Source organism: Hyphobacterium sp. (genome assembly GCF_965217055.1).
GTDB lineage: Bacteria > Pseudomonadota > Alphaproteobacteria > Caulobacterales > Maricaulaceae > Hyphobacterium.
The window spans coordinates 1,959,359-1,970,864 of sequence record NZ_OZ244227.1; the positions used below are offsets into that span (position 1 = coordinate 1,959,359).

Below are 11,506 nucleotides of genomic sequence, written 5' to 3' on the forward strand. Positions count from 1 at the left end.
ATCTAACCCGAAAACTCCGCCGTGAATGCGGCAATCGCATTTCTCAATTCATCGAGCCCGGTTTTCTTCGAGGCCGATGTCGCGATGATTTCCGGGAATGCTGCCGGCCGTTTGGACAGTTTCTGCAGGGTTTCGGTTTTTACGGCTTCGAGCTGGCCCGGCTTCAGCTTGTCGGCTTTGGTCAGCACGATCTGGTAACTGACGGCGGCCTCGTCCAGCCCGTCCATCATCAGCGTGTCGATCTGTTTCAGCCCGTGGCGGGAATCCACCAGCTGGTAGACCCGTTTCAGGTTCGGGCGGCCCTTGAGAAAGGCTTCCGTCAAGCGGGTCCAGACCTGCGCTGTTTTCTTGGGGGCCTTGGCAAAGCCATAGCCTGGCAGGTCGACAAGACGAATTTGGCCGCCGAGATCGAAGAAATTGAGTTCGCGCGTACGCCCGGGATCGCCCGAAGCCCGCGCCAATTGCCGGCGATTGGTGAGCGCATTGATGAGGCTCGACTTACCGACATTCGACCGGCCCCAGAAGGCGACTTCGGGAAGGTCAGCCGGCGGCAGGCCCGCCAGATCGACCGCGCCCTTCATGAAATCGCAGGGGCGGGCGAACAGCGCGTTGCCGCGCCCGGTATCGGAATTGCCGTACATCGGCGTCAGCTGGTTTCCCCGCCACGATTGCGCAGATTCTTGATCAACGTGTCGAACCGCGTCTCGACGCCCTGGCGGCGCATGATGATGTATTGCTGCACGACTGACAGGAAGTTGTTCCACGCCCAGTAGATCACGAGGCCGACCGCGAACGGCGCCAGGATGAAAGTGAAGACCAGCGGCAGGAAGGCAAAGATGCGCTGCTGCATCTTGTCCGGCGGCGGCGGGTTGAGCGATTGCTGGGCCCACATGGTGAGGCCCATGATGATGGGCCAGGCGCCGATGCCAAGCGCACCGCCGATCAGCCACACATTGGACGGGTCATACGGCAAGAGGCCGAACAGGTTCCAGACATTTGTCGGATCCGGAGCGGACAGGTCCTCGATCCAGCCCGGGAAGGGTTGGTGGCGCATTTCCAGAGTCACGAAAAGCGTCTTGTAGAGCGCGTAAAAGACCGGGATCTGGAACAGGATCGGCAAACAGCCGGCGAGCGGATTGACCTTTTCTCGCTGGTAGAGCGCGATGATCTCCTGTTGCTGCTTCTGCTTGTCCTCGGAATATTTCTCGCGGATTTCCTGCATTTTCGGCTGCAGGTTTTTCATCTTCGCCATTGAGACATAGGCGCGATTGGCGAGCGGGAAGAAGAGCAGCTTCACCAGCACGGTTACGGCGAGGATGGCGAAGCCGATACCACCGAGGAAGCCCGACAGCGTATGCAAAAGCCAGAAATAGGGCCGGGTCAGGAACCAGAACATGCCCCAGTCGACGGCCATGTCGAAGCGTGAAATGCCGAGGTCTTCCTCATAGGCTTGCAAGAGGTCGACGCGCTTGGCACCAGCGAATATGCGGGCCGAGGTTTCGAGTGTGGCGCCGGGGGCGAGCTCGATCGGTTGGGTCACATATCCCGACTGGTAAGTGTCCGGGCCCTGGCGACCGATCAGGCTGTATTCGCCGGTAATTTCCAGCTCCTGGTCGGGAATGACCGCCGCCATCCAGTACTTGTCGGTAATGCCCATCCAGCCGCCGGTGCCGCTCTCGGATTCTTCATCGCCGGGATCAAGGGAACGGTATTTGTCGTCGATCAGTGTGGTGCCAACGACGCCGATCGGACCTTCGTGCAGGATGAAGAAAGGCGCCCACGGCGCCGGCGGTTCGCCGTCGCGGCGCACGCGCGCATAGCGCGACAGGTTTGCCGTGGAACCGGACGTGTTCTCGATCACGTCGGCATAGGTGAACATGTAATCGCTATCGAGCGAGATCGTGCGGCGAAAGACGAGGCCGTCCGAGCCGCGATATTCCAGCACAATCGGCGTTTCCGGTGTCAGCCGGTCGCCCTCGACGAGTGTCCAGCTGGTATTGAAGCCCGGTGCATCCGACGGTCCGTCGCCGAGCGCCTGCCAGCCATCCTCTGCGTAAAAAGCATGTTCGCCATCGCGGCGGCGCAGGAATTCCACCGGTGTGGGATCGTCGACATCGGTGTCATAGCGCTCCAGGCGGAGCTCATCGATCCGCGTGCCGGTCAGCGACAGTGATCCGGTGACGGCTTCGCTGGCGATCTCGATGCGTTGATCGACCACAGGCGGCACGGTCGCCGCTTCGGCAGATTCGGCAGCAGCTCCGGCGAGCTCGGTCTGGATGGAGGCAGCCTGTTCGGCGACCTGCTCGGCGCGCTGGCGTTCCTGCATCGGGCTGATCACGAAGATCTGGTAAGGGATGAGGATGGCCGCGGAGATGAGAATGGCCAGGAGGATGTTGCGATTTTCGCCCATGATGGGGTGTTCCGATCGGCTCTAGTCTGTCGTTTCGCCCGAAGCCGGGCGGGCGAGGGTTTGCAGTGCCAGCGTCACATCGTCAAGCAGTTGCGGCCAGTCGCGGCCGGCTGTCGCGGCCCGGGCGATGAAGACATAGTCATTCCCGGCCTGCCCGTGGAGGGGTAATAGCAGCCTGGCGGCTTCTTTCAGACGGCGCTTGGCACGATTGCGGGTCACGGCACCGCCGATCTTGCGGGTAGCGGTAAAGCCGACGCGGATCTCGTCTTGCGGGCAGCGGCCGTCGCGTGCCTGGATGACGACGCCGGTGCGGACCGCCTTGCGGCCCTGGGCCACATACAGAAAATCCCGCCTGACACGCAGGCGGGATATCTTCATTCCGGTATCGTTTTTAGCGATCAGGCTGACAGCCGCTTGCGGCCTTTGGCGCGGCGACGGGCCAGAACCTGACGGCCGGCTTTGGTCGCCATCCGCGCGCGGAAGCCGTGCCGACGTTTACGGACCAGCTTTGACGGTTGAAAAGTACGTTTCACTGCACGCGCTCCATTGGATGGGCAAATCTCAAGAGGCGCGGTCCATACGCCAGTGATTACGGGGCGTCAAGGGCATAAGCCTTGCTTGTTCAGCAGGCCGGGGTGGGCTATCGGCTGAGTCACGAGGGTTATGACAGATACGCCGCCTTCCCCCCGAACGACGCAGCGTCTCCGACAGGCTGCGGTCGATGCCTGCCGGGCCGTTTTCGAGAGCCTGCCCGGACGATTGCTGCTGTTCACGCTCGCCTTTGTCATGTTGGCCCAGCTTCTGATCTTCCTGCCGCTGGCCGCGCAATTCCGTACCAACTGGCTGTCGGACCAGGCAGAGACCGCCTTTATTGCCGCGCTGGCAGCCGACGTCGCGCGCGGCGGTACGCTGGGCGACATGGAAGTCAGCGAGCTTTTAGAGGCGTCGGATGCGGTGGCAGTGGCGCGGGTGACCGAAGGCCGGAACGAGCTTGTGCTCTATGGCGGGCCGATCGATGCACCACTGGTCGAGGCGGACCTGCGCAATGAAGACTGGCTGTTCCGGATATCCGCAGCGGCGCGCACCTTCGCGATCACCGAGGAGCGATATATCCGCATCATTGCCAATCCGCAGGCGCGCCCCGAAGACATTATCGACGTGATTGTGCCGGAGCCGGCATTGCGCGAAGACCTGATCGCCTACTCCGCCGGCCTGTTCCAATTGTCCTTTTTCATTGCCGTGGTCACCGGGGCGCTGCTCTACGTCACCCTGCTCTATGCCTTCGTGCGTCCGATGCGGCGGCTCGCCGCCGCGATGGCGCGGTTCCAGAAGGACCCGCTCGATCCGCGGCGCGGCATCGTGCCGGAGAACCGCCGCGACGAGATCGGCCAGGCCCAGCGCGCCCTGGCCGAAATGCAGGAGGATGTCCGTTCCGCCCTGAAGCAGAGAGAGCGGCTGGCTGCGCTCGGTGCAGCGGTCTCGAAGATCAATCACGATCTGCGCAATGTGCTGGCCTCGGCGCAGCTGGTGTCAGACCGGCTGGTCTCGTTCGAGGACGAGCGCGTGCGCAAGATGGGCGCGCGCATGGTGCGGGCCGTCGGACGCGGGATCCGACTGACCGAGGCGACGCTGCAGTACGGCAAGGCAGAGGAGAGCCCGCCGCAGACCATGCGGCTCAATGTGCGGGTTGCCCTGGATGAGGCGGCGGCTGATGCGATGGCGACCGAAAGCGGCGGCGAAGGTAAATGGACCAACGAGATTGCCGACGAACTCTCGATTGAAGCCGATCCTGATCACGTGCACCGAATTTTCCTCAACCTGTTCCGGAATGCGCTGCAGGCGATGACGGCCTCGGCCTGCGAGATTCGCATGGCGGTGCGCGGGTCGGTTGCGGGCGGGTTCGTGGCCATCGAGGTTGAAGATGGTGGGCCCGGCCTGCCGCCCCGCGCGCAGGACCACCTGTTTCAGCCATTCACGTCGTCAACACGGCGCGAGGGTACGGGGCTTGGCCTGTCGACCGCGCGCGAGCTGGCGCGGGCGCATGGCGGTGATATCGTGATGGTCCGGACCGGGCCGAGCGGAACGGTATTCTCGGTTACTCTTCCCTTGGCAGACTAAGCGTCCCCACGGTGCCCTCACGCCGCGGATCAGCGCCGCCGGTCAATGTGCCATCGTCCAACCGGCGGATGATATGAATTCCGGAGTTCTCCGAGCGATTGGCGTCCAGCGTGAAGCCTATGGCTTCGAGACCCGAAGCGATGTCCGCCGGGAAAGTGTCTTCCAGCCGCACGACATTGCCGCGGCCGACCACATTAGGCAGCTCGATGGCGTCTTGCGGCGCCAGGCCCCAGTCTAGCATGCCCACCAGTGTCTTGGCCGTATAGGCGATGATCGATGCGCCGCCGGGCGATCCGGTGGTCAAGACGAATTCGCCGTCCTGATCGAATACAATGGTGGGTGAGAGCGAAGAACGTGGCCGCTTGCCGCCGGCCGGCGCATTGGCCGTCAGTTCGCCTTCGGCAGTTCGCGGCCGGAAATTGAAATCGGTCAGCTGGTTGTTGAGGAAGAAACCGCCGGCCATGCGGTTGGACCCGAACAGGAATTCCACTGTCGTTGTCATGGACACGATGTTGCCGTCGGCATCGACGACCGTGAAATGGCTTGTGCCCGGCATACCGGCAGCGCCCGCCGCGACGTTGGGCAGTGCGGTTTCGCGTTCGATCAGCGCGGCCCGTGCGGTGACGTATTCGTCCGATAACAGGGCTTCGACGGGGATGTCGACGAATGCCGGATCGGCGATGAATTCGTCGCGGTCGGCATAAGCGAGGCGGCTGGCTTCGATGAAACGGCGCCAGCCTTCGACCGAGTCCGGCCCGGTCGATGCCATGTCGAAATTCGCGAGCATGCCCATGATCTGATTGACGATGACGCCGCCCGAGGCCGGCGGTGGTGCCGAACAGATATCATAGCTGCGATAGTCTCGGCAAAGCGGCTCACGCAGGACCGGCGCGTAACCCGCAAGATCGTCCAGCGTCATATTGCCGGGTGAAGCGCCTGAATTAACCGCCGCTACGATGGCCTCAGCCAGCGGGCCTTCGTAGAAATGTCGCCAGTCATCGGCGATGAGGCGCAAGGTTTCCGCATAGTCCGGATTTCGCAGGACATGACCGACCGGCCAGGGGTTGCCGTCGGCGTCAAAGAAATAATTCCGCATGGCGGGCGTTTCGGACACGTCGCGCATGCGATTTACGCGGACCATGAAACCCTGGAGGCGGGGGCTGACGGCGAACCCGTTATCAGCGAGATCCGTGGCGAAATCGAAATTCGCGGCCCAATTGCGGGCACCGTGATCATCATGCGCCTCCGCGAGCATGGCGATGACGCCGGGCACACCGACTGCGCGGCCGGAGGTCCAGGCCGTTAGAAAGGGCAGTGGCTCGCCATCGGCGCCGATCCAATGGTTTTCGTCGACGGCTGCCGGTGCCGTTTCGCGGCCGTCATAGACGCGGGTCTCACCGGTGGCGGCGTCGTGGTAGATCAGAAACGCACCCCCGCCGATGCCGCTGGACTGCGGCTCTACCAGTGACAGCGTTGTCTGGATGGCGATCGCAGCGTCGATCGCATTGCCGCCATTGCGCAAGGCGTCGAGCCCCGCCTCGGTCGCATGCGGATTGGCCGCAGCGACCATGACTTGCGGCGCAGCAACTGTTTCGGCGGCAACATTGTCTTGAGCGGACCGGCCATTTGCCGACGGGCCGGAACAAGCCGCTGCCAGAACGAACAGCGAAAGCGACAGGAATCGGATCAACGCACTTGCTCCCGGTGGTTTGGGTGGCACCATAGCGTGCTCGGACAACAGCGGAAGACCCGAACATGGCAAAGCCCGGAGCAAGAAATGCGATCACTGATGTCGCCGGAATCCGGGTCGGCCAGGCGGACAATGCCAAGGTGCGAACCGGCGTCACTGTGATCGTGCCGGACCATCGCGCGGCTTGCGGTGTGGATGTGCGCGGGGGCGGGCCGGGGACGCGGGAAACCGATGCAATTCAACCGCACACTCTGGTCGATGCGGTGGACGCGATCGTGCTTTCCGGCGGGTCGTCCTATGGGTTGGCGGCGGCGGACGGCGTCGCCGGCATGCTGGGGGCAAGGCGCCGCGGGTTCGAATTGTTTCCCGATCCGGAGATCCCGGTATCGCCGGTGGTCCCGGCCGCGATCCTCTATGATCTGGCCAATGGGGGCGACAAGGCCTGGGGGGAAGTTCCTCCTTATGCCGAACTGGGCCGGAAAGCGTTTGAATCGGTCGGCAGGGATGTGGCGGAGGGCCGGGCAGGGGCGGGCTTCGGCGCCAGTGCCGGCACGCTGCCGGGCGGGCTGGGGACAGCAAGTATCGTGACCAATGATGGCTACACCGTCGGCGCGATCGTCGCGGTCAATTGTTTCGGCTCGGTCCAGGTGCCGGGCAGCAATGCCTACTGGGCCGCGCCTTACGAGATTGACGGCGAGTTCGGCGGGCGCGGGATGCCATCCGGTGCACGCTTTGACGCCGAGGACTGGGGCGCCGCGAAATTCAATCCGGCCCCCGGTACCAACACGACGATCGCAGCGGTCGCTACGGACGCGGCTTTGTCCGCGGCCGATTGCAAGCAGCTTGCGCAAATGGCCGCTGCCGGCTTTGCGCGCGCGATCCGCCCCGTTTTCACGCCGCTCGACGGAGATGCGGTATTTGCACTCGCGACTGGATCGAATGCGCTGGCAGATCCTGCTGCTTTCACGCTGGCGCGTCTGGGAACGCTGGCTGCGGATTGCGTGGCCCGCGCGATAGCCAAGGGCGTGCACGCGTCCGGAGAATCAACCGCCTAGAAGCGGTTCGCGCTTGCACAATCGTGCGAAATGCCGCCTAATTCGGGCCTGCGAGGGGAGTTTCTTGCGATCGGGCTGACCGGTGGCAGGGATAGGCAGGCTTGAACTTATGACAAGTAATCGACGCCTGACGGGCGTTATGATTTGCGGGGCGGGACATTCCGGATCGACGTTGCTGGGCTTGATTCTGGGCCGGGCGCAGGGCGCTTTCTATATCGGTGAGGGCGCCAAGGTGCGCTTTCTCAATGATCCGAGAAAACCGCTGCGCAAACGGGCTTGCAAGGTTTGCGGCGAAGCTTGCCCGGTCTGGTCGTCCTTTGAATGGGACCAGGATCGTCCGCTTTACAGGCAGATCGCTGCACATGTCGGCGCCAATATCATCGTCGATTCGACCAAGAATCCTGCCTGGATACGGAAGCGGACCGCGGAACTGGATGAGGCCGGGGACCAGCCGGCGCTGATCTTTCTGCAGCGCGACGGTCGCGCTGTCCTCAATTCCCGTTTCCGGAAGTACCCGGAACGCGACGCGGCGGAACAGATCGAATCCTGGAAAACGCAGATCGCGGCGAGCCGCGAGATCTTCGAAGCGTTTGCGGGTCCGAAGACCTCTGTGCGCTATGAAGAGCTGGCGACGTCGCCGGAAACAGTCATCCAGCAGATTTGCGAGACGTTCCAACTGCCCTATGCGCGCGACATGCTCGACTTCAAGGATGGCGAATCGCATCCGCTAGGGGGCAATACCGGGACCCAATTCGTGGCGGCGCGGGACCGGGTCGATGGTGATCCCGACGCGATCCTTCAACTGACGCCCCGGACCAAGAAGTATTACGCCAATCATTCCGGCGACATCCGACTGGACCTGCGCTGGAAGTCCGAAATGTCGGCACCCAACCTGGCATTGTTCAACACGCTCGCCGGGGAGTTTAACGCTGCCATGGCCTGGGGGGAGTAGGTATATGACAAAGATCGACCTTGTCTTCCGGCAGATTGACGAGCGCACGCGCGAAGTCTCGCTGGAGCTCGCCAAGCGTCACATACGGCCCGACAATGTCTACATCATCGACGATGTGCGCCCGTTCACCGAATGCGTGAACCAGATGCTGCGGATCGATCATGATTGCGACTATGTCGTCTATCTCGACGCTGATTGCCTGATCCTCGAAGACATGCGCGATTTCATCGAGCAGTCGGACGCGGCCTATGTCGATTCCTATGTGTCGGACCGTTTCCGGGGCCGGCTGCATTGCGGTGTCCACATCACGCGGATCGATCTGGTCCGGGCAATGGCGGCGATCAAGCCGCCGCTCGACGACATGAAATACGTGCTGCGCCCGGAATCGCGGTTGCGCAATCTGGCGATGAAGCCGTTGCGGATGAGCAAGCAGTTCAGAAATTTCGATATCCTGCACGATTATTTCCAGTTCTATCGCCACGTCTTCATGAAGTATGCGCTGCGCGAATTGCGGAGCCGCACCCGTGTGCAGCTGAAGCGCTTGTCTTCGGCGATGAAGCACTGGCCCGATCATACTGGCGCGGTCGATGATTTTGTGATTGCCAACCATGCAGTGCAATTCGCCCGCCAGAATGTGCCAAAGAACGCCACGGCGGCCGAAACCCACGCTTTCATCGAGGCGCTGCCGCAATTTGCCGAGCAGGAACTGGCGCGGCTGGGTGTCGAGGAAAAGAGCGCGTTCACGATGGCCGATCTCGATGCCTGGCTCGAGAAGAATGACGAACGCCATGTTTACGGTGCGTCGACCGACAAGCCGATGGTGTTCGGTCTCGGTCTTTCGCGCACCGGTACGCGATCATTGACCGCCGGTCTGCAAATGCTGGGCTGGGATACCTCGCATTATCCGATCGACGAGGACACCTATACCGAGCTCGCCTACGGCCAGTACGACCTGACCTTGCTGAAGTATCATGACGGGCTGACGGACATCACCACAGTCCCGTACTACCAGCAGCTGGACAAGCAGTATCCCGGCTCGAAATTCATCCTGACCGTGCGCGACGAGGCCGGCTGGCTGAGGTCCTGCCAGAACCACTGGTTCAACCGCCCGGCATTCAAGCACACCGACGATCCCGACGAGGAAACCCATCTGCTGATGCGGCAATTGCTGCGCGCAGCCGTTTACGGTTGCTACAATTACCAGCCGGAGCGGTTCAAATGGGTCTATGAGCGGCATGTCCGCGAGGTGAAGGACTATTTCAAGGACCGTCCGGGGGATCTGCTGATCCTGAATGTCTGCAATGGCGAGGGGTTCGAGAAACTGGCCCCCTTCATGGGCGTGCCGGTGCCGGTCGAACCCTTCCCGCACAAGGGCAATATCATGTCGCAGCGCGTCGAGGCGGCCCGTGCTGCCGCCCGTGTCGCGGAGTAGCCAGCAAGCGAGATGGCCAATACCGATACGCCTTTTGCCGACGTGGAAGCTCCGGGCTTTCGCAAAGCGATTGGCTATGCCGGGCGAACCCTGGCGCTCGTGTGGCGGACCGCACCGCGCCTGACATTCCTGATCGCGGTGCTGACCGTTCTCGTTGCCCTGGTGCCGGCGCTGGCAGCCTATCTCGCCAAACTGATCATCGACACCGTGCTGCACGCGATGGAAAGCCAGTCACCGGCCGACCGGCAGGCGGCGCTGATATGGGTTGCTGCGGAGGCGGGCGTGCTCGGCGGCGGGATGGCGGCGCGTCGGGTGCTGGTCTTTCTCAAGCGGATGCTGCACGCGAGTCTGGGCTATGCGGTTAGCACACTGGTCTTCGACAAGACTAGCCGATTCGACCTCGAAACCATCGAGCGCGCCGACGTCCAGCAACAGATCCTGCTGGCGCGCCAGCATGCGAGCGCACGACCCTACAATCTGGCAAACCGGCTGATCGAGACCGGTCAGCACACGATCACGCTGGTCTCGCTTGCTGCCGTGTTGTGGACGTTTTCGCCTCTCGCCGTGCTGATCATTCTTGCCGGCGGACTGCCGCTTTTCCTGGCTGAGCTCCGTTTCTCCGGAACGGCTTTCCGCTTCTACACCGGCCGTACGCCGGAAATGCGCCAGCGCAATTATCTCGAGACGCTGATGACGGCGGAAAAGCCGGCCATGGAGCAGCTTCATTCCGGTGCTACGCCGGAAGTCCGCGCGCGTCACCGCGCGCTGTTCCGCTGGCTGTTCGGTGAAGATCGGAAGCTGCAGGCCAAACGGACCACAATTGGCGTGATCCTTCTGTTGGTCAGCTCCGCCTTCTTTCTCGGCGGAAAGGCCTGGGTTGTTTGGGCGACGGTTCTGGGCGCCCTGACGCTGGGCCAGATGACGATGTATGCGGCCGTGCTGAAACAGGGTCAGAACAGTGTCACCACGCTGCTGGCCACGCTGGGCGGTGGCTATGAGGACCTGCTGTACATTTCCAACCTCTACGCATTGCTGGGCCGCGAGGATGGCCGCGCGCGCGGCACGGCAACGACCGGACCGGCGCCGGGCACGGGGTATCGTCTGGCCGACGTCAGCTTCCGCTATCCCGGCGCACCGCGTGATGCCATCAGCGCCCTTACGCTCGACATCCCGGCTGGTCAGAAACTGGGTGTTGTCGGAGCGAACGGGTCGGGGAAATCGACCCTGGTGAAACTGCTGACCGGGCTCTACCTGCCGCAGAACGGCGAGATAGCGCTGGATGGACTGGCGCTGCAGGACTGGGATCCGCAAGCGCTGTTTGCCCGCACCGCCGCGGTTTTCCAGCCCTCACAGCGCTACAGTCTCACAGCCGGCGAGAACATCGCCATGGGCGAAGGCCTGCGCAACATGGATCGCAGCGAATGGACAGCTGCGGCGGAGGCTGGGCTGGCCGGTCCGGTTCTGGCGGATCTGCCTGACGGTCTCGACACGAAGCTGTCGAAACAATTCGTCGACGGCCGCGAATTGTCGGGCGGGCAGTGGCAGCGCCTGGCGCTGGCGCGGGCCATGCTGCGGACAGGGGCCGATATCCTGATCCTCGATGAGCCGACCGCGGCGCTCGACCCGGCGGCGGAAGCGGAGTTTGTCAAGGCGCTGGCCGATCGGTCCGCGACGTTGATCGTGATCAGTCACCGTCTGTCGACGCTCCGTCTGTGCGAACGGATCCTGGTGCTGGAAGGCGGGCGGGTGGTGCAAGACGGCGCGCCGAAGGAACTGGCGGCGTCGGCGGGCACCTATCGGGAATTGTTCCGCGAGCAGGCCGACTTTTATACCTGATCCCGTTTTCCCT

10 protein-coding genes are annotated in these 11,506 nt (G+C 62.8%); 5 read left to right on the forward strand and 5 right to left on the reverse strand.

Annotated features, from left to right (window positions below; genetic code table 11):
- Window positions 1-2 precede the first annotated feature (2 nt).
- The 4 genes from yihA to rpmH are packed head-to-tail and all read right to left on the reverse strand — an operon-like array spanning window position 3 to window position 2,943.
- Window positions 3-641, reverse strand: coding sequence for a ribosome biogenesis GTP-binding protein YihA/YsxC (gene yihA / locus ACOOFN_RS09810; protein WP_420430970.1), 639 nt, complete (start codon window positions 639-641; stop codon window positions 3-5).
- Between the two features lie 5 nt (window positions 642-646).
- Window positions 647-2,410 (reverse strand): membrane protein insertase YidC, encoded by a 1,764-nt coding sequence (yidC, locus tag ACOOFN_RS09815; RefSeq protein WP_420430971.1) that lies wholly within the window; start codon window positions 2,408-2,410, stop codon window positions 647-649.
- A 21-nt stretch (window positions 2,411-2,431) separates the two neighbouring features.
- Window positions 2,432-2,788 (reverse strand): ribonuclease P protein component, encoded by a 357-nt coding sequence (rnpA, locus tag ACOOFN_RS09820; protein ID WP_420430972.1) that lies wholly within the window; start codon window positions 2,786-2,788, stop codon window positions 2,432-2,434.
- Between the two features lie 20 nt (window positions 2,789-2,808).
- On the reverse strand, window positions 2,809-2,943 hold the full coding sequence (rpmH, locus tag ACOOFN_RS09825; RefSeq protein ID WP_236955547.1) for a 50S ribosomal protein L34: 135 nt from the start codon (window positions 2,941-2,943) through the stop codon (window positions 2,809-2,811).
- 130 nt (window positions 2,944-3,073) lie between these two features.
- Between rpmH and ACOOFN_RS09830 the strand changes: the two genes are divergently transcribed.
- Window positions 3,074-4,528, forward strand: coding sequence for an ATP-binding protein (locus tag ACOOFN_RS09830; RefSeq protein WP_420430973.1), 1,455 nt, complete (start codon window positions 3,074-3,076; stop codon window positions 4,526-4,528).
- On the opposite strand, the gene ggt is transcribed toward ACOOFN_RS09830, so the two are convergent.
- Window positions 4,506-6,251, reverse strand: coding sequence for a gamma-glutamyltransferase (gene ggt / locus ACOOFN_RS09835; RefSeq protein ID WP_420430974.1), 1,746 nt, complete (start codon window positions 6,249-6,251; stop codon window positions 4,506-4,508). The two genes, ACOOFN_RS09830 and ggt, sit on opposite strands and share 23 nt — an antisense overlap.
- A 32-nt stretch (window positions 6,252-6,283) precedes the next feature.
- On the opposite strand from ggt, the gene ACOOFN_RS09840 reads away from it, so the two are divergent.
- The 4 genes from ACOOFN_RS09840 (at window position 6,284) to ACOOFN_RS09855 (ending at window position 11,493) form a co-directional block, all read left to right on the forward strand.
- Window positions 6,284-7,273 (forward strand): P1 family peptidase, encoded by a 990-nt coding sequence (locus ACOOFN_RS09840; protein ID WP_420430975.1) that lies wholly within the window; start codon window positions 6,284-6,286, stop codon window positions 7,271-7,273.
- A 139-nt stretch (window positions 7,274-7,412) separates the two neighbouring features.
- Window positions 7,413-8,225 (forward strand): sulfotransferase, encoded by an 813-nt coding sequence (locus tag ACOOFN_RS09845; protein ID WP_420435059.1) that lies wholly within the window; start codon window positions 7,413-7,415, stop codon window positions 8,223-8,225.
- 4 nt (window positions 8,226-8,229) lie between these two features.
- A complete protein-coding gene (locus tag ACOOFN_RS09850) occupies window positions 8,230-9,657 on the forward strand; it encodes a sulfotransferase family protein (protein ID WP_420430976.1) in 1,428 nt (475 codons plus the stop codon).
- A gap of 12 nt (window positions 9,658-9,669) precedes the next feature.
- A complete protein-coding gene (locus tag ACOOFN_RS09855; RefSeq protein WP_420430977.1) occupies window positions 9,670-11,493 on the forward strand; it encodes an ABC transporter ATP-binding protein in 1,824 nt (607 codons plus the stop codon).
- Window positions 11,494-11,506 lie beyond the last annotated feature (13 nt).